The following is an 18394-nucleotide window of genomic DNA, read 5'->3' on the forward strand; positions in this document are numbered from 1 at the left end:
ATCCTAATGGTTAATCATCGCTTATTGAAGCCGAAATGCGGTAACACCGTGGCAATATCCCGTCAAAAATATTGCGCGGGGTTTCTTGGTAAACTGCTGGTTTAGATCATGTTTCGGCCTTTGCCTGAACACGATCTGTTACTGGCTGCCTCAATGCGTGAACACTGCCGGCAAGCGCGTCACCCCGACGCGCGTCACGCCCGGTCGATGACTGTCGATTGTCCTGGTGCCAGGCTGACAAGCTGGTCCGGACTTCCTTAGTCAGGAAGCAAGCCGGTCGATACGGCCTGTTTCCGGATCGATGCCGTACTCCTTGAGCTTCCTGTAGAGCGTGGAGCGGCCGATGCCGAGGCGGCGGGCAACTTCGCTCATCTGGCCGTTGTAATGGTCGATGGCGAGCTTGATCATTTCGAGTTCGACGTCGGCCAGCGCGCGCACATTGCCGCGTTCGTCGAGTGCCCGCAGCGTGCCGAATCGGGGCTGCGGCCTGGCCGGCGGATCGAGCTCGGTTGCAGCGATGCCGTTATCGGCCGGCACGTCCTCGCCAGGCGGCTCGATGACCAAAGGCGACGCGTGCAACGCGCCATCCGCATCGAGGTTGACGGTGCCCTCGACCTGCGCCCGGATCTGCGGAAACTCCTCTTCGGTCAGCACATCGCCTTCGCAAAGCACCGAGGCCCGGAAGACGGCGTTTTCCAGCTGCCGGATGTTTCCCGGCCAGTCGTAGGCCTGCAGCATGGCGAGCGCCGCAGCCGAAATGCCGTGCAGGCGGTGACGTGGATCGGTGGGCGCAACCTTCTCCAGGAAGTGCTCGACCAGATACGGGATGTCGTCGCGACGATCGCGCAGCGGCGGCACGAAGATCGGATAGACGTTCAGGCGATAGAACAGATCCTCGCGGAATTTGCCGTCTTTGACCTGCTGCAGAAGATTGCGGTGTGTCGCCGAGATCAGCCTGATGTCGACCCTGATGGTCGAACGCCCGCCGACCGGATCGACCTCACCGTCCTGCACGGCGCGCAACAGCTTGACCTGCACGTCGAGCGGCAGGTCGCCGATCTCGTCGAGAAATAGCGTGCCCGAATGCGCTTCGACGAACTTCCCGGTGTGTTTTTCGGTGGCGCCGGTGAACGAGCCCTTCTCGTGGCCGAACAGGATCGATTCGACCAGATTGTCGGGGATGGCGCCGCAATTGACGGTAACGAAGGGTTTTGAGCGGCGATCGCCGCTGCCCTGGATGGCGCGCGCCACCAGTTCCTTGCCGACACCGGATTCGCCCTCGATAAGGATCGGGATGTTGGACGCGGCCGCCTTCTGGCCGAGACGGATCACCCGGTCCATCGCCGGGCTGTGCGTGATCATGTCCTTGAAGGTCAGATGGCCGCCGCGCCGCCGCGACGTGCGCTTCACTTCGCCCTCGACCGCCTCGACCTTGAGCGCATTGCCGATCGATGCCTGCAGCCTGTCGGGAGATGCCGGTTTGACGACGAAATCGAAAGCACCATGACGCATGGCCGAAACGACGGTCTCGATGCCACCCTGGGCGGTTTGTACGATGACCGGAACTTGGATGCCGCGCTCACGCATCGCCTTCAGCACGCCGATGCCGTCGAGGCCCGGCATGACGAGGTCGAGGATGACCACCGACACGTCGCGCGCGTTGGGCCCGTCGAGCGCGTCGAGACCGGCCTCGCCGCCATCCGTGATGATCGCGCTGTGGCCGAATTTCGTCACGGCCGCCTCGAGCAGCCTGCGCTGCACGGGATCATCATCGACTATGAGTATGGAACCTGTCATGACTGGTTCAACGATGCTCGCCCAATATGCCCACCCAAGGGAATCCGCCCTATGGATCATCTTGGCACAGGGTTCTAAATAAGGTTTCAAAAAACCCGGTGAACGAATTCCTTAGGATTTGACCGGCTTTCTCATACCCATTTGAATCTTTGAGACTGGCCGCTTGGGTCCTGCAATCTGGAAAGTATCGGCAATGCGCATGGTTTTTGGTCGGCAGCTTGCGGCGGCAGCGTCCGGTCAGGGCGCGGCGGAGCTTGGCGACCTGCCGGAATGGGATCTCGCAGATCTCTATTCGGGGATGGACGCCCCCGAGCTGAAGCGGGACATCGCCAGGGCGGCGGCCGATGCCATCAGCTTCGAGAGCCGCTGGAAAGGCACGCTCGCAGCCGAGGCGGAGCGTGCCGACGGCGGCAGGCTGGGCGAGGCACTTGCCGAATATGAGGCGCTGGAGGAACTGATCGGCCGGATCGTCTCCTATGCCGGACTGATCTATGCCGGCAACACCGCGGATCCGCAGCGCGCCAAGCTCTATGGCGACATTCAGGAGAAGATGACCGACGCCAGCGCGCATCTTCTGTTTTTCGCGCTCGAACTGAATCTCATCGACGACGCCGCGATCGAAACCGCGCTTGCTGCCGATCCCGCATTCGCTCACTACCGGCCGTGGGTGCTCGATCTGCGCATGGACAAACCCTACCAGCTGGAAGATCGCGTCGAGCAGCTTTTCCATGAGAAGTCGATTACCGGACGCGGCGCCTGGAACCGCTTGTTCGACGAAACGATGACCGATCTGCGCTTCGACATCGATGGCGAGGAGCTTACCCTGGAGCCGGCGCTGAACCGCCTCCAGCACGCCGATGGCGAGGTGCGCCGCCGGGCCTCTGAAGCGCTGGCCGCAACCTTCCGCAAGAATCTGCGCACGTTCACGCTGGTCACCAACACGCTGGCCAAGGACAAGGAGATTTCCGACCGCTGGCGCGGCTTCGAGGACATCGCCGATTCTCGCCATCTCGCCAACCGCGTCGAGCGCAGCGTGGTGGATGCGCTGGCCTCAGCCGTTCGCGACGCCTATCCGCGTCTGTCGCACCGCTACTACCAGATGAAGGCGCGCTGGCTCGGCATGGAAGTGATGAATCACTGGGACCGCAACGCGCCGTTGCCGGAGACCCCGCAAGCGATCATCGGCTGGGACGAGGCCAAGAACACGGTGCTTTCCGCCTATCAGCGCTTTTCACCTGACATGGCGGAGATCGCCCGGGTTTTCTTCGACCGCAACTGGATCGACGCGCCGGTAAGGCCTGGCAAATCGCCGGGCGCCTTCGCGCATCCGACCGTGCCGTCGGCGCATCCCTATGTTCTGCTCAACTACATGGGCAAGCCGCGCGACGTGATGACGCTGGCGCATGAGCTTGGTCACGGCGTGCATCAGGTGCTGGCTGCAGGCCAGGGCGCGCTGATGGCCTCGACGCCGCTGACGCTGGCCGAGACCGCATCCGTCTTCGGCGAGATGCTGACCTTCCGTTCGCTGCTGGACCAGACCACGGACAAACGCGAGCGCAAGGCCATGCTCGCCCAGAAGGTCGAGGACATGATCAACACGGTCGTGCGCCAGATCGCTTTCTACGAATTCGAACGCAAGGTGCATGCCGAGCGCAAGAACGGCGAACTGACATCCGACAGGCTCGGCCAGTTCTGGCTGGAAGTGCAGGCGGAAAGCCTCGGGCCGGCGATCAAGCTGCGCGACGGTTACGAGGTCTTCTGGACCTATATTCCACACTTCATCCATTCGCCCTTCTACGTCTACGCCTATGCTTTCGGCGACTGCCTGGTGAATTCGCTCTATGCGGTCTATCAGAATGCGGAGCGTGGCTTTCAGGAGAAATATTTTACCATGCTGCGCGCCGGCGGCACCAAGCATCATTCCGAGCTCCTGGCACCCTTCGGCCTTGACGCCACAGACCCTGCCTTTTGGCAGATCGGACTTGGCGTGATCGGCGGGCTGATCGACGAGCTCGAAGCTTTGGACAATTGACGCACAGCGCTGAACATCCGGGGCTGACAGAACAATTTAGCCGCAATGCATATTGAGACCATTCTATTCTTGCCCCTAAATATCTGTTCTTAAATAACTCTCCGTGGAATTTTTCCGTTAGCTTTCCGGAAGCTGTATGATAGCGTCCCGCCTCAAGCTCAGTCGGGCGCGGGGCTCAGGCCAGGAAAAAATCTTCGGTCCGGTCACGGCGCTCGGCAAATGCGACAGCGGCCGTTGGCCATGGCAGGAAAAGCCGTTCGCCGACAGCTCGATCTAAGCCGGCTGTTCCGCGAACAGCGGAGCCACCATTGAATGGTCCTTGTGCCAAGGTCACCACTCCAGGCCACGGCAGATGGATCGGACTGGAGAGAAAGACAATGGGCACTTTTTTCTACATGCTCCTGGCGTTCCTGGTAGGTGTGTTGGTTGGCTGGTTCATCTGGGGACGCCTGCGTGGCGAGCTCGACAGCCTGCGCGGTGACATGGACCGCACGCGCAGCGAGCGCGACAGACTGCGCGCCGACGCCGACCGCCTGACCGGTGAGCTGGAAGTCTGCCGCGGCGCCCGCGCCGACCTGGAGCGTCAGTTGGGCGAGGCACAAGGCACCAAGACCGGTGCGACAAAGGCAGCAATCCCGGCACCGTCGGCATTGATGGCGACATCCGCGCCGGCCAAGACCGCGCCGGCCAAGTCGACGCCGGCAAAGACCGCGTCCAAGTACGGGCCAGCAAAGACCGCGCCAGCCACGACCACGTCCAAGAAACCGGCGGCCGCGAAGGCCGCAGCCGCGCCGAAGGCCAGTGCGTCGAAAGCGAGCGCGTCGCAGGCAAGTGCGCCAAAACTTCCCGCATCGAAAACTGGTGCTGCACCGAAGAGCGCTGCGCCAGCGGCAAAGAAAGCCGCGACAACAAAGGCGGCGGCTGGCAAAGCCAGCAATCTGCGCCGCCTGATCGGCATCGGCCCGGCTAACGAGCGACTGCTCAACGGGCTCGGAGTCACAACCTATGCGCAAATCGCCGCCTGGACGGCCGCCGACGTCAAGCGAATCGAGGAGACGTTGAACTTCGACGGCCGCATCGAGCGTGAGCGCTGGATCGAGCAGGCGAAACTGCTTGCCGCCGGCGATGAGGAGGAATTCGCGCGTCGCTTCCCGACCGGGGGAACCGCGAGCAACACCTGAATTGCCTGCGGTATCGAGCACATAACAGACCGGCGGTCCCTTCGAGGTGCCGCCGGTTTGCTTTTGCACCAAGGCTGCCTTTGCGTCTTGAGACGCCGCTGTCTCGATTGCGCGCGTTCGAGCCCCCATATAGAGCGATAGCTGGCGTCATCGATCGCAGCATCCGAGTCCCATGCCCCTGCCCTCTGCAATTTTCAGAAATGACGAGCGCGCGCATCAGCTCGTTTTCGACCGTCCGGCCGACATCATCGTGGCGCATGAGGCGGAGGATTTCCTGCCGGCGCTGGAAATCGCGCAGGCCGCGCATGACGCCGGCAAATGGCTGGCCGGATATTTCTCCTACGAGGCCGGCTACCTGCTCGAACCGAAGCTCGTTCCGCTGCTGCCGGGCGGACGCCGCGCCCCGCTTGTCTGCCTGGGGATCTTCGACGCGCCTGTCGAACAGGCGGTCGTGCCCAGCAACGCGCCGGCGACCAACGGTCCGATCTTCGATGCAAGGGCTGCCTGGTCTTCAGAAGACTACGCAGAACGCTTTGCGCGGCTCCACAATCACATTCGCAAGGGCGATTGCTATCAGGGCAATCTGACCTTTCCAGTTCGTGCGCAGTGGTCGGGCGATCCGCTGGCCGCCTTCGACGCGCTGACGGAGCGCCAGCCGGTGAAATACGGCGCGCTGATCGCGCTCGGAGATCCGGTCGTCTTGTCGCGTTCGCCGGAACTGTTCTTCGAGGTCGACGCCGAAGGCATGATCGAGACACATCCGATGAAGGGCACCGCCCCGCGCGGCGCGACCAAGGCGGAGGACAAGCGGCTGAAGGCGTTCTTGCGCAATGACGAGAAGAACCAGGCTGAGAACCGGATGATCGTCGATCTCCTGCGCAACGACATCTCGCTGATCAGCGAGGTCGGCACGCTGGAGGTGCCGGAGCTTTTCCGCATCGAGAGCTACCCGACCGTCCATCAGATGGTGAGCCGCGTGCGGGCCAGGCTCTTGCCCGACCTCACCATCCGCCAGATCTTCGCTGCGCTGTTTCCATGCGGATCGATCACCGGCGCTCCAAAAATCCGCGCCATGGAAATCCTGCACGACTTGGAAGCCACGCCGCGCGATGTCTATTGCGGCGCCATCGGCTGGATCGCGCCCGGCGGCAGGATGCGCTTTTCGGTGGCGATCCGCACCATATCGCTCTTTTCCAGTGGCGAAGCCGTCTACAATATCGGTGGTGGCGTCGTCTTCGATTCGACCGCCGAGGAGGAGTATCAGGAGTGCCTGCTGAAAGCGCGCTACGCGACGGGAACACCGCCGATTTCGAGCTGATCGAAACCATGCGCTGGCAGCCGGGCCAAGGCTTCCTCCGTTTCGACCGCCATTTGGCCCGCCTTTATGGCTCGGCAGCCGAACTGGGTTTTGCCTGCGATCCGCAGAAGGTGGGCGAGATGCTCAGGAACGCCGTCGACCGGCCGGACATGGCCTTGCGCACACGCCTCGTCCTGGCGCGCAGCGGCAAGGTGACGGTCTCGGCGCTGCCTTACGAGCCGCATGCAGCCGACAAGGTGTGGAGGCTGCAACTGGCGCGGGTGCGGCTCGATTCAAGCGACACGCTGCTGCGCCACAAGACGAGTCGCCGGGACACCTATCAGCGGGCGCGAGCCGAATATCTGATCAGCCGGGCCGACGAGGTGCTGCTGGCCAACGAGCGTGACGAAATCTGTGAGGGCACGATCACCAATCTCTTCGCCGATTTCGGCGACGGCGCGCTGGCAACGCCGCGGCTCGATTGCGGCCTGCTGCCTGGCGTATTGCGCGGCGAATTGCTGGACGAAGGCCGCGCCCGCGAAGCAATCTACACCTTGGATGATCTGAAATCGGCCAAAGCGCTGTTCGTCGGCAATTCCCTGCGCGGATTGATCCCGGCGCGGCTGGGCTGAAAACGCAGCGAAAAGGCACCAGACAACACGCCCATGACTTTGTCTCGAGCATGGTTTTCCTTTGCGAGTTGGGAAGATGCGTCCGGCCCGGCAAGAATGGGCCGGACGCGCGGCAGCCGCTTGGGAGGAGCGACTATTCGCCTTCGTGGGTCTGACCGGAGCCGCCGACGGAAACGATGTTGAAGGGTTTGCCTTCGACAGCCATGTCGCCGGTTTTCTCGAACGATGTCGCATCAACGAGACGCAGCACGCCTTTCAAAGGATCCGTAACCACGATCCTGTCGCCGGCGACCGCGACGCGCGGCCTCGGCTCGCTCCAGTGACCGTCCATCGAATAGGGATCGGTCAGCTTGAGCGAGTTTGCGATCTCCCCCTTCACCACGTCGAGTTGGTGAAGCTGGCCGTCCTCGGTGAAGACGTAGGCGAACCTCGCACGAACGGGATCGACCGCGAAATGCACGCGGCGCGTCGGAAGGCTGATCAGCCGGAATGCGTCGCTCTCGACCGTCGGATCGATCAGCACCACCTTGTCGGCGCCGTAGTTGCCGAGGAAATATTGCAGGCCTCTGCCGCCGATCAGCGTCGTCGTTTTGCCGTCCGGCAGGCTATCGGCATAGGGTAGGTGACGGATCGCCGGGGTGCCGTCGCCATCGGTGACAACAAGCAGACCGGTCGCGCAGGCGAAAGCCAGGATATTGCCGGAAGACGCCTCCCCGTGGAGGTCGGGGCAGGCGTGGATGCCGCCGATCGGCGCGCCGGCTTCGTCAGCGACCCTGATGCCGACCGGGAGTTCGTCCGGCTTTTCCCTGTTCGGCTCCGACAGGAGAACATGGGAGCCATAGGCGACTGCGACGCCGTGCTGCGGCGCGTCCGTCTTCACTTCCCTGAAATCCGATTTGCCTTCCAGAACGGCCTTCTCGGAGATGATGCGGGCGACACCTTCGCCGTCGAAAAAAGCGGCGAGATCTCCGTCATGCTCGACGAAATGCGACGGCTTCTTGCCTGCGATCTCGACGCCGGCAAGCTTCGGCGCTTCGACGTCGATGTCGCCATGTTCGCCGTGGTCCTCGAAGGAAATGCCGCTTGCGATCCCGGTAACGACGCCGGCCGCGCCCTGCACGGCGAACACGGTCCGGCCGCTTTCGCTCCGATGGAGCGATGCCGGCCCTTTGAGATGGAACGTGTCGAGCTTTTCGCCATCGACTGCATCGATTACGGTCACCTTCGGGTCCGCGTGATCTGAGATGAAGAGGCGCCAGGCGGTCACCTCCTCGGCATGGGCAGCACTTGTTGATAGAGACAGAAACAGCGCGATGGCCGTGGCTGACGCCCAATTTGTCCTCACGGTTATCTCCTTGAATGTTATCACATAACTGATTGTGGTCGACGAAGAGGCGGATTGCTCCGTGGCGGTCAGCTTCCGAGGATCGCGCCTTTGATCGTCGTGATGTTGTGCCGCATCATCTCGAGATACGTCGCAGCCGGGCCGTTCTTATCCGATAGGGCGTCGGAGTAGAGTTCACCGCCGACTTTCGGGCCCGTCTCGCTGGCGATCTGTTCGATCAGGCGGGGATTGGTGACGTTTTCCACGAAGATTGCCGAAGCCTTGTCTTGCCTGATCTGTTTGATGAGGGCCGCGACGTCGGAGGCCGAAGCCTCAGATTCGGTGGAGACGCCCTCCGGTGCTAAGAATTTTATGCCGTATTCGTGCTCGAAATACCCATAGGCGTCGTGGGAGGTGATGATCGTGCGCTTGTCCTCCGGGATCTCAGCTACAGCAGCTTTGATCTCCGCTTCCAGTGCCTCGAGCTGCCGCCCGTATGATTGGGCATTGGCCCGATAGGTGTCACAGCCGGCCGCATCGGCGGCACAGAAGGCATCGGCGATGTTCTTCACATAGAGTTCGGCATTGTGCACCGACTGCCATGCATGAGGATCGGACTCGCCGTGATGATGGTGCCCTTCCTCATGGCCCTCTTCCGCCTCCGCGGCGTGGCCTTCCCCGCCCTTGGCGGCTTTTTCCTGATCGTGGTGACCTTCTTCCTGGGTGTTGCGCAACACCTCGCCGCCTTTGGTCAACTCCACGACCGGCGCCTTCGTCGCGCTCGCCTCGACGAGACGCTGAAGGAAGCCCTCGAACTGAAGGCCGTTGACCAGCACCACGTCGGCAGAACCGACGGTGGCCGCGTCGGCCGGCTTCGGTTCGTAGACATGGGCGTCACCATTCGGGCCGACCAGCGTGATGATGTCGACACGGTCGCCGCCGACATTCTTGGCGAAATCGGCGATGATCGAGAAGCTGGCGACAACCTTGAGGTTCTCGGCCGCGGCCACCGACGGGATGATTGGCAATGATGTTATGACGCCCACCACGGCGGCAAGCTTCAGCGTCCAGGACATTCGATCAACTCCTTCTGTTCAAGTGGCTCTGTGGGGACATATGCCGGACGCGTGCCGAGCACGCTGCGCGCCGGCAAAGATGGAAGAATGTACGCCCGCCGACCGGATGACCGCCGGGCCGGACCATTCCGTCGGGATGGCTGTTGTAGCCCAGCGTGAGGTCTTGAAAGGTCACACCGACCGCCATTTGCTCCATCTCCACGGAAAGCATCAAAGTCAGCCCCGCTCTTGACGATCCGTTATGTTATGTTATCACGTTCGTCAATCGAAAACGTTATGTTATAACTCACGGTAACCGTTGTGCTCGAAACTGCGTGGAACACTAAGGAACAACGGATGCCTAGACGTAATCAGCAGTTGGTTCTCGGTGCGCTCGCGCGCTCCGAGCGGCCGATGGGGGCCTACGAACTGCTTGAACTCCTTCGCCAGGAAGGGCTCCGCTCACCGCTACAGATCTATCGCGCGCTGGATCGGCTCATCGAGGAGGGCCTGGTTCACAGGATCGAGAGCCTGAGCGCGTTCGCGCTTTGCGTCCACAGCGAATGCACCCATGGGCGCGCCGCCTTTGCAATCTGCGCGAATTGCGGGCGGGCAAGTGAGGTTCACGACCCGGCATTGGAGCGGGTGCTACGCCGGATTGCCCGACGGCAGGGCTTCCGAACCAAATCGGCCACGGTGGAGCTCTCGGGTGTGTGCGAGGCTTGCGCGCATGGATGAGACACCGGCCTTCCGTCCGCGGGCGATCCAATTGGCTTGTGCATGACCCAGCTGAAATCCGCAATCGAACATTTGGAGACGACTATGCCTCTCGAAGCCTCCCAGCAAATGCCCGTCACGGTTCTTACCGGTTACCTCGGCGCCGGCAAGACGACGCTGCTCAACCGCATCCTGACCGAACAGCACGGCAAGCGGTACGCCGTGATCGTCAACGAGTTCGGCGAGGTCGGCATCGACAACGACCTTATCGTCGATACTGACGAAGAAGTCTTCGAGATGAACAACGGCTGCATCTGCTGCACGGTGCGCGGCGACCTGATCCGTATTATCGAGAGCTTGATGCGGCGCAGGGATCGTTTCGACGCCATCCTGATCGAGACGACCGGCCTTGCCGATCCGGCGCCCGTCGCCCAGACCTTCTTCGTCGACAACGATGTGAGGCAGAAGACGAAACTCGACGCGATCGTCACGGTCGTCGATGCGAAGCATCTCCTCGGCGAGTTGGATCATGCGCACGAGGCGCAGGAGCAACTCGCTTTCGCCGATATCGTCATACTCAACAAGACCGACCTGGTAACGCCGACCGAAGTCAAGGCAGTGGAGGCGCGCGTTCGCAGGATCAACCGACGGCTGCAATCAAGCATTCCACGCGTTGCAATGTTCCACTCGACGAGGTTCTGGATCGCGGCGCGTTCGATCTGAACCGTGTCCTCGAAGTCGAGCCGGACTTTCTCGACGCAGAACACGAGCATGAGCATGACGATCACGTCACCAGCTTTTCTCTCGTCACGGAAACTTCGATCGATCCGAGCAAGTTCTTGCCGTGGATCCAGATGATCACACAGAAATTCGGTATCGACATGCTGCGCATGAAGGGCATCCTGGCGTTCAAGGGCGATGACGACCGCTTTGTCGTCCAGGCCGTCCACATGCTGCTCGAAGGCGACCACCAGCGCCCATGGAAAGAGGGCGAGAAGCGCGTAAGCCGGCTGGTGTTTATCGGCCGCAACCTTCCCAAGGGCATGATTGAAGACGGCTTCCTCAAATGCTGTGTCGACGTGGACTCTGTAGAGGCTCTGAGTGCGTAGGTTCGGCAAGGCGCCTTTAGGACAGGATTGTATATGAATCGCCTCGCGAACCCACTCGCCCCGCGCGGGCTTGCCCTGCCGGAGAAGACCAGCCAGATCAAGGTCTGGGTTCGCGAGGCCCGCGGGCTCGATGGCAACGTCGTGGTGTCCGTCACGGAGCTCGTATGCCGCAAAGATGGCTGTCCCGACATCGAAACGGTGATCGGCATAATGCGTCCCGGCGAGAAAATCGAGACGATCCGGATTCACAAGGCAATCGCCGATGTGACCTCGCGCGATCTGCCGCAAGGGTGAATAGATTGGCGTATCCGCAGAATGTTTGGCCTGTAGGCCAAAGCTGTGAGCGCTTGCGGAAGAGTCGCCGAGGCATCGTGCTGCGACCCGGATCGGGAACCGTCGACGAGAGCTAATGCTCGCCGCACCTTTCGCCGCGCAATTTGCTGGCGCTCGACTTTGCCCAACACGACTACAAGGTTCTGACGGCCACGAACGGCTGGTCGTCCTCCTTAACCACGTGGCGAATGCGGCGTAGCTCGCGGTTTTTCGCTGGTTTATGACAATGATCTGTGGTTGTAGCGCTTGGCCGTCCGGCAAAGAATGCCCCGGCTTTTCAGCGTGTCTGAGGGAGTAATCGATAAAATGGCGAATGAAAACTGGCCCGTTTACGGCGAGATCACCGGCCCTGTCGTGATGATCGGCTTCGGCTCGATCGGACGGGGAACGCTGCCGCTGATCGAGCGCCATTTCAAGTTCGACAAGTCGCGCATGACGGTCATCGACCCACGCGATACCGATCGCAAGCTGCTCGACGAGCGCGACATCACCTTCGTGCAGGATGCGGTGACCAAGAAGAACTACAAGAAGCTGCTGACGCCGCTGCTGACCAAAGGCGGTGGCCAGGGCTTTTGCGTCAACCTCTCGGTCGACACCGGCTCAGTGGATTTGATGCGGCTCTGTCGCAAGCTGGGCGTGCTTTACATCGACACCGTCGTAGAGCCGTGGCTCGGCTTCTATTTCGATACCAAGGCCGACAATGCCAGCCGCAGCAACTACGCGCTGCGTGAATCCATGATCGAAGAAAAGCACGCGCATCCCGGCGGGGCGACCGCAATCTCCACCTGCGGCGCCAATCCAGGCATGGTCTCGTGGTTCGTCAAGCAGGCTCTGGTCAACCTCGCCACCGATCTTGGCCTCGAGTTCTCGGAGCCCGCGCAGCACGATCGCGAAAGTTGGGCCAGGCTGATGAAGAAGGCCGGCGTCAAGGGTATCCACATCGCCGAGCGCGACACACAGCGGACCAAGAAGCCGAAGCCGATGAACGTGTTCTGGAACACCTGGTCGGTCGAAGGCTTCATCTCGGAAGGGCTTCAACCGGCCGAGCTCGGCTGGGGCACGCATGAGATGTGGATGCCGAAGAACGCCAAGAAGCACAAGCATGGCTCGAAGGCCGCGATCTATCTGGAGCAGCCGGGCGCCAACACGCGTGTGCGCAGCTGGTGCCCGACGCCCGGTCCGCAATACGGTTTCCTGGTGACGCACAACGAGTCGATTTCGATCTCCGACTTTTTCACCTTGCGCGGCAGGAAGGGCAAGGTTCAATATCGTCCGACCTGCCACTACGCCTACCACCCCTGCAACGACGCCGTGCTGTCGCTGCACGAGATGTTCGGTGCCGCCGGCAAGGCGCAATCCGTGCATCACGTGCTCGATGAAAACGAACTGGTCGACGGTGTCGACGAGCTCGGCGTGCTGCTCTATGGCCACGACAAGAACGCCTATTGGTACGGTTCGCAACTGTCGCTGGCGGAAGCGCGCAAGCTGGCGCCTTATCAGAACGCCACGGGCATGCAGGTCACGTCTGCAGTGCTGGCGGGCATGGTCTGGGCGCTGGAAAATCCCGAGGCCGGCATCGTCGAGGCCGACGAGATGGACTACAGGCGCTGCCTGGAATTGCAGTCCCCCTATCTGGGGCCGATCAAGGGCTACTACACCGATTGGACGCCGCTCGATAACCGCCCTGGTCTGTTCCCGGAAGACCTCGACAAAAACGACCCATGGCAATTCCGCAACATCCTCGTTCGATAGTGCAACATCCTCGTTCGATAGCAATGTTTCACTGCCTTGCATTCGCCTGGAAATCGGGCGATTGAAGGAAAGGTGGGGCCTAGAGCGACGTATGCGTCCATTTGGACGCATAAAGTATAGCGCTTTGAATGTACGCATCGTGCTTTCCGAAAAATCGGATCGATTTTCCGGCCGATGCGAGAGGAGAGGATTTTGATGATGACGATTGCGCGCAAACAGCTTTCGGCCGGCATTGTCGCGGCCGCTGCCGTCGCCTTGGCGGCGTGCACCACCGCCGGCCCGGGCGGGCCGTCATTGGCCACGCGCAACGCGGTCGAAGGCTCATGGATCGACGCGCAAGGCACCGGCCTGTCGACCTTCGCCGCCGGCAGCTTCAATACCGTCGCGACCGACACCGGCCAGAAACTTGCCGACGGCAGCTACACCATGACCGGCGGTACTTCGGTCGCGATCAATGGCACTTCGCTGATCCGCCAGACGCCGATAAGCTTCAACTGCTTGTTAATCTCCACCTCGCAGCTTAATTGCACCAGCGCGAGCGGGCAGAACTTTGTGCTGACGCGACGCACCTGAGCCCATACTGAACTGCTTTGCAAAGGACGGCGGCTTGAGGACGCCGTCCTTTTTGCGCCGGCAAAGCTGGCCCCGATTCCGCTTGCATCACCTAAAACGCGATGTGAACATGGGCGAAAAGCTGGCTGTTATGTTCCAGTCGAGCAAGGGCGTTAAACAGGTCATCCGGGAGACGAAGATGAAGAAGATCGCCGCCATTGCCGCCCTGTCGGCGTCTACGCTTGGCCTGTCAGCCGGCGTGTCCTTTGCCGACTACACGCTGAACATCCTGCACATCAACGACTGGCATAGCCGCATCGAAAGCAACAACAAATATGAATCGACCTGCTCTGCCGAAGAGGAGGCCAAGGGCGAGTGCACCGGCGGCGCGGCGCGGCTGATCACGGCGATCGGCCAGGAGCGCAAGAAGCTGGAAGGTCAGAACGTGCTGCTGCTCAGCGCCGGCGACAATTTCCAGGGTTCGCTCTTCTACACCACCTACAAGGGCAAGACCGAAGGCGAATTCCTCAACCAGATGAAATTCGACGCCATGGCGGTCGGCAATCACGAGTTCGACGACGGCGAGGCGGCGCTGGCGCCGTTCCTGGATATGATCAAATTTCCGGTGCTCGGCGCCAATGTGAAGGCCAACGCGCAATCCAAGCTGGGTGACCGCGTGAAACCGTCGATCGTGATCGAGGTCGGCGGCCAGAAGATCGGCGTCGTCGGCGCGGTCACCAACGACACGCCGGAGCTTGCTTCGCCAGGCCCTAACGTCACGATCGAGGACGACGTCAAGTCGATCACGTCAGAGGTCGAGAAGCTGAAGGGAGAAGGCGTCAACAAGATCATCGCGGTCACCCATATCGGTTACAAGCGCGAGCGCGACGTCATCGCCAAGATCCCGGGTGTCGACGTGGTGGTCGGCGGCCACAGCCATTCGCTGCTGTCCAACACCGACCCCAAGGCTGAAGGCCCCTACCCGACGATGGTCGACAATCCGGACGGCTACAAAGTGCCGGTCGTCCAGGCGGCGTCCTATTCGAAATATCTCGGCGAGTTCAAGGTCGTGTTTGACGACAACGGCGTCGTCAAGCAAGCCAGCGGCGACCCGATCTACCTCGACAAGTCGATCACGCCAGATCCCGCGGTGCTTGCCCGCATCAAGGAGCTCGGCGCGCCGATCGAGGCATTGAAGAACCAGGAGGTCGCCGAAACTACCAAAGCGATCGACGGCAGCCGTGAGAACTGCCGCACCCGCGAGTGCGAGATGGGCAATCTCGTCTCCGATGCCGTCCTTGACCGCGTCAAGGACCAGGGTGTGGAGATCGTCATCACGAATGGCGGCGGTCTGCGCGCTTCGATCGACCAGGGCACCGTCACTATGGGCGAAGTGCTGAACGTGCTGCCGTTCCAGAACACATTGGCGACCTTCCAGATTTCCGGCAAGGATCTGATTGCCGGGCTCGAGAACGGTCTCAGCCAGATCGAGGACGGCGCCGGACGCTTCCCGCAGGTTGCCGGCCTCAAGTACTCATTCGACAAATCGGCTGCCCCGAATGCCGGGCGCGTCAAGTCGGTCGAAGTCATGCAAGGCGGCGCGTGGACCCCGATCAATCCGGACAAGGATTACCTGGTCGCCACCAACAACTATGTGCGCCAGGGCGGCGACGGCTACAAGGTGTTCGCCGACAAGGCCAAGAACGCCTATGATTACGGACCGGGCCTCGAACAGGTGGTCGCCGATTATCTCAGTGCACATCGGCCCTATACGCCGAAGCTCGATGGCCGCATCACCGAGATCACGGCCGCCGCCGCGGCGGAACCGGCCAAGGAACCGGCCCAGGAACCGGCGAAGCCGGCCGAGGCTGCGCCCGCTCCGGCCGAGCCCGCAAAACCAGCAGAAACGGCTCCAGCCGCGACTGCGGAGCCAGCGATGCCCGAACCGCCGGCCGGTTCGGACGATATCGCCACGACGCCGCCAGCCGTGCCGGGGGAACCCGCCCTGGCAACGCCGGCACCTGCCGAGCCGGCAAAGCCAGCCGAGACGGCGCCCGCGGCACCGGCTCCTGCGGCGGAACCGGCCCAGGAACCAGCCAAGCCAGCCGAAGCTGCGCCTGCCGAGCCGGCAAAGCCGGCCGAAAGCAGCCATGTGATCGTTGCCGGCGACACCTATTGGGATCTGGCGGAAAAAGCCTATGGCGATGGCGCCAAGTGGAAAACGATCTCCGACGCCAACAAGGACTATGAGCCGCGCCGCCTTCCCGTCGGCGTGACCTTGACCATCCCGGCCGCAAACTAAATTCTTCCGTCATTGTTGGAAAACCCGTCCGGGTAACCGGGCGGGTTTTCTGCTTTCCGCCTGAGGTAAGATAAGGTGCGGCCAGACGCTGCATTGAAAATCGGCGCGGCATCGCTAGTTTCGCGCGGTGTCCGGAGATCCCTTATGACGCTTTCCAACCCTGTCGATCCCAAGGCTGCGAAGGTCCTCGGCCCGCCGCCGGCAGGACAGCCGCCGGTCGGGGCGGGCAGGATCGGCGTCATGCTGGTTAATCTCGGCACGCCCGACGGCACAGAATTCAAGCCGATGTGGCGCTATCTCAGGGAATTCCTTTCCGATCCGCGCGTCATCGAGCTCAACAAGGCGATCTGGTACCCGATCCTCTACGGGCTGGTTCTCACCACGCGGCCGAAGAAGTCGGGCGCCAACTATGCCAGGATCTGGAACCGGCAGCGTAACGAGTCGCCGCTGCGCACCTACACCCGCGCTCAGAGCGAAAAGCTGACCGAGGCGCTGCGCGACCTGCCCGGCGTCACCGTCGACTGGGCGATGCGTTACGGCAATCCTTCCACCGAGAGCGTCGCCAAAGGGCTGGTGGCGCAGGGCTGCGACCGCATTCTCTCTTTTCCCCTTTATCCGCAATATTCCGCGACCACCACCGCGACCGCCAACGACCAGCTGTTTCGCGCGCTGATGAAGATGCGCCGCGCCCCGGCGATCCGCAGCGTGCCGCCCTACTATGCCGAACCGGTTTATATCGAGGCGCTTGCCCGTTCGATCGAGCGTCATCTGGCGACCCTCGCTTTCGAGCCGGAGGTGGTCATCGCCTCCTATCACGGCATTCCGAAACCCTATTCCGACAAGGGAGACCCCTATCAGGCCCATTGCCTTGAGACGACCCGGCTGCTGCGGGAAAAGCTCGGCTGGGGCGAGAAGAAGCTGATCACCACGTTCCAGTCGCGCTTCGGTGCGCAGGAGTGGCTGCAGCCTTACACCGACAAGACGGTCGAGAAATTGCCCGGAGAAGGCGTGAAATCGATCGCCATCGTCAATCCGGGGTTTTCCGTCGACTGCATCGAGACGCTGGACGAGATCGGCAGGGAGGCGGCCGAGACTTTCCATCATGCCGGCGGCGAGAAGTTCGCGCACATCCCTTGCCTCAATGACAGTGCCGAGGGCATGGCGGTGATCGAGGCGATGGTGCGGCGCGAACTGTCGGGCTGGATCTGAAGCGGATACAATCGCGCGCCGCTAACCCGCTTTCTATGCACCGTAATCCACTATCACCTGATTGTAACGTTCCTGAAACACACTTAAGTGTTTGGTGAAGTCGGCCGCGTGAAACACTTCTGTGGCCGGCATCTGAGGGAGGGCCAAATGGATTTCAGTGGTTTCGATATCGCGCTTCTTGTTCTTGTCGCTCTTGTCGTGCTCGTGCTTTTCAAAGGCATCCGGACAATCCCGCAAGGCTATAATTATACCGTCGAACGCTTTGGCCGCTATACCAAGACATTGAGCCCCGGCCTCAACCTCATCGTGCCGTTCGTCGACCGCATCGGCGCCAAGTTGAACATGATGGAGCAGGTGCTCGACGTCCCGACCCAGGAGATCATCACCCGCGACAACGCCACCGTCGCCGTCGACGGCGTGGCCTTCTACCAGGTGCTCAACGCCGCGCAGGCCGCCTACCAGGTCGCCGGGCTGGAGAACGCCATCCTCAACCTGACGATGACCAATATCCGTACCGTGATGGGCTCGATGGACCTAGACGAGCTTTTATCGAACCGCGACGCCATCAACGAACGCCTGCTGCGCGTCGTCGACGAGGCGGCGCATCCCTGGGGCATCAAGATCACCCGCGTCGAGATCAAGGACATCAACCCACCGGCCAATCTCGTCGAATCGATGGGTCGCCAGATGATGGCCGAACGCAACAAGCGCGCGCAGATCCTCGACGCCGAAGGCCTCAAGCAGTCGCAGATCCTGGAAGCCGAGGGCCGCAAGGAAGCCGCCTTCCGCGACGCCGAGGCGCGCGAACGCTCGGCCGAGGCCGAGGCCCGCGCCACGCAGGTGGTGTCGGAAGCGATCGCCAAGGGCGATGTGCAGGCGCTCAACTACTTCGTTGCGCTGAAATACACCGAAGCGCTGACCAGGATCGGCTCCGCCACAAACAGCAAGGTCGTGCTGATGCCGATGGAAGCTTCATCATTGATCGGCACGCTCGGCGGCATCGGCGCGATCGCCAAGGAAGTCTTCGGGAGCGAGGGCAATGCCGGCCCGCCGCGGCAAGCTTCACGTCCGCCGGTAGTTCGCCCGAGCGAAAGCTGAGGCC

At 61.8% G+C, this 18394-nt stretch carries 14 protein-coding genes and 1 pseudogene; 12 read left to right on the plus strand and 3 right to left on the minus strand.

The annotated features are described in order from the left end of the window. Positions 1-261: 261 nt before the first annotated feature. The gene (locus tag ACWTU7_RS22115) at positions 262-1797 is read right to left on the minus strand and encodes a sigma-54-dependent transcriptional regulator (protein ID WP_455840239.1); all 1536 of its coding nucleotides are present in this window, start codon (positions 1795-1797) and stop codon (positions 262-264) included. A gap of 193 nt (positions 1798-1990) precedes the next feature. Between ACWTU7_RS22115 and ACWTU7_RS22120 the strand changes: the two genes are divergently transcribed. From ACWTU7_RS22120 to ACWTU7_RS22135, 4 genes are all read left to right on the plus strand, one after another. Beyond that, positions 1991-3829, plus strand: a complete 1839-nt coding sequence (locus ACWTU7_RS22120) for a M3 family oligoendopeptidase (RefSeq protein WP_455840240.1) — start codon at positions 1991-1993, stop codon at positions 3827-3829. Positions 3830-4206: 377 nt separating this feature from the next. Continuing rightward, positions 4207-5010 carry a proton-conducting membrane transporter gene (locus ACWTU7_RS22125; protein WP_455840242.1) on the plus strand — a complete coding sequence of 268 codons (804 nt, stop codon included), beginning with the start codon at positions 4207-4209 and terminating at the stop codon, positions 5008-5010. A gap of 172 nt (positions 5011-5182) precedes the next feature. Further along, the gene (locus tag ACWTU7_RS22130) at positions 5183-6328 is read left to right on the plus strand and encodes an aminodeoxychorismate synthase component I (protein ID WP_455840243.1); all 1146 of its coding nucleotides are present in this window, start codon (positions 5183-5185) and stop codon (positions 6326-6328) included. Further along, complete coding sequence (locus tag ACWTU7_RS22135) at positions 6277-6939, plus strand: aminotransferase class IV family protein (protein WP_455840244.1); 663 nt, start codon at positions 6277-6279, stop codon at positions 6937-6939. The genes ACWTU7_RS22130 and ACWTU7_RS22135 overlap by 52 nt, the downstream gene beginning before the upstream one ends. Positions 6940-7072: 133 nt before the next feature. Here ACWTU7_RS22135 and aztD read toward each other — a convergent pair whose 3' ends face one another. Continuing rightward, positions 7073-8284, minus strand: a complete 1212-nt coding sequence (gene aztD / locus ACWTU7_RS22140; RefSeq protein ID WP_455840245.1) for a zinc metallochaperone AztD — start codon at positions 8282-8284, stop codon at positions 7073-7075. Between the two features lie 68 nt (positions 8285-8352). Further along, positions 8353-9339 (minus strand): zinc ABC transporter substrate-binding protein AztC, encoded by a 987-nt coding sequence (aztC, locus tag ACWTU7_RS22145; protein WP_455840246.1) that lies wholly within the window; start codon positions 9337-9339, stop codon positions 8353-8355. 336 nt (positions 9340-9675) lie between these two features. Between aztC and ACWTU7_RS22150 the strand changes: the two genes are divergently transcribed. The 8 genes and pseudogenes from ACWTU7_RS22150 to ACWTU7_RS22185 all read left to right on the plus strand — a co-directional run bounded on the left by ACWTU7_RS22150 (position 9676) and on the right by ACWTU7_RS22185 (position 18390). Further along, positions 9676-10056 carry a Fur family transcriptional regulator gene (locus ACWTU7_RS22150; protein ID WP_455840247.1) on the plus strand — a complete coding sequence of 127 codons (381 nt, stop codon included), beginning with the start codon at positions 9676-9678 and terminating at the stop codon, positions 10054-10056. Positions 10057-10140: 84 nt separating this feature from the next. After that, positions 10141-11144 (plus strand): annotated as a pseudogene (locus ACWTU7_RS22155) (CobW family GTP-binding protein). 33 nt (positions 11145-11177) lie between these two features. Further along, the gene (locus ACWTU7_RS22160; protein ID WP_455840248.1) at positions 11178-11438 is read left to right on the plus strand and encodes a nitrate reductase; all 261 of its coding nucleotides are present in this window, start codon (positions 11178-11180) and stop codon (positions 11436-11438) included. A gap of 345 nt (positions 11439-11783) precedes the next feature. After that, positions 11784-13229, plus strand: a complete 1446-nt coding sequence (locus ACWTU7_RS22165) for a homospermidine synthase (RefSeq protein WP_455840249.1) — start codon at positions 11784-11786, stop codon at positions 13227-13229. A gap of 198 nt (positions 13230-13427) precedes the next feature. Beyond that, positions 13428-13802: a hypothetical protein gene (locus ACWTU7_RS22170; protein WP_065007649.1), complete on the plus strand. Its 375-nt coding sequence runs from the start codon at positions 13428-13430 to the stop codon at positions 13800-13802. 178 nt (positions 13803-13980) lie between these two features. Next, complete coding sequence (locus ACWTU7_RS22175) at positions 13981-16083, plus strand: 5'-nucleotidase C-terminal domain-containing protein (RefSeq protein ID WP_455840250.1); 2103 nt, start codon at positions 13981-13983, stop codon at positions 16081-16083. Between the two features lie 144 nt (positions 16084-16227). Next, complete coding sequence (gene hemH / locus ACWTU7_RS22180; RefSeq protein ID WP_455840251.1) at positions 16228-17292, plus strand: ferrochelatase; 1065 nt, start codon at positions 16228-16230, stop codon at positions 17290-17292. Positions 17293-17439: 147 nt separating this feature from the next. Further along, a complete protein-coding gene (locus ACWTU7_RS22185) occupies positions 17440-18390 on the plus strand; it encodes an SPFH domain-containing protein (RefSeq protein WP_029349653.1) in 951 nt (316 codons plus the stop codon). Positions 18391-18394 lie beyond the last annotated feature (4 nt).

Source organism: Mesorhizobium sp. BHscii (assembly GCF_053848065.1).

Coding starts and splice junctions, on each gene's coding strand:
- ACWTU7_RS22125 (WP_455840242.1), top strand. CDS start 4,207: ATGGGCACTTTTTTCTACATGCTCCTGGCGTTCCTGGTAGGTGTGTTG.
- ACWTU7_RS22165 (WP_455840249.1), top strand. CDS start 11,784: ATGGCGAATGAAAACTGGCCCGTTTACGGCGAGATCACCGGCCCTGTC.
- hemH (WP_455840251.1), top strand. CDS start 16,228: ATGACGCTTTCCAACCCTGTCGATCCCAAGGCTGCGAAGGTCCTCGGC.
- ACWTU7_RS22120 (WP_455840240.1), top strand. CDS start 1,991: ATGCGCATGGTTTTTGGTCGGCAGCTTGCGGCGGCAGCGTCCGGTCAG.
- aztC (WP_455840246.1), bottom strand. CDS start 9,339: ATGTCCTGGACGCTGAAGCTTGCCGCCGTGGTGGGCGTCATAACATCA.
- ACWTU7_RS22150 (WP_455840247.1), top strand. CDS start 9,676: ATGCCTAGACGTAATCAGCAGTTGGTTCTCGGTGCGCTCGCGCGCTCC.
- ACWTU7_RS22130 (WP_455840243.1), top strand. CDS start 5,183: ATGCCCCTGCCCTCTGCAATTTTCAGAAATGACGAGCGCGCGCATCAG.
- ACWTU7_RS22185 (WP_029349653.1), top strand. CDS start 17,440: ATGGATTTCAGTGGTTTCGATATCGCGCTTCTTGTTCTTGTCGCTCTT.
- ACWTU7_RS22115 (WP_455840239.1), bottom strand. CDS start 1,797: ATGACAGGTTCCATACTCATAGTCGATGATGATCCCGTGCAGCGCAGG.
- ACWTU7_RS22175 (WP_455840250.1), top strand. CDS start 13,981: ATGAAGAAGATCGCCGCCATTGCCGCCCTGTCGGCGTCTACGCTTGGC.
- ACWTU7_RS22160 (WP_455840248.1), top strand. CDS start 11,178: ATGAATCGCCTCGCGAACCCACTCGCCCCGCGCGGGCTTGCCCTGCCG.
- ACWTU7_RS22170 (WP_065007649.1), top strand. CDS start 13,428: ATGACGATTGCGCGCAAACAGCTTTCGGCCGGCATTGTCGCGGCCGCT.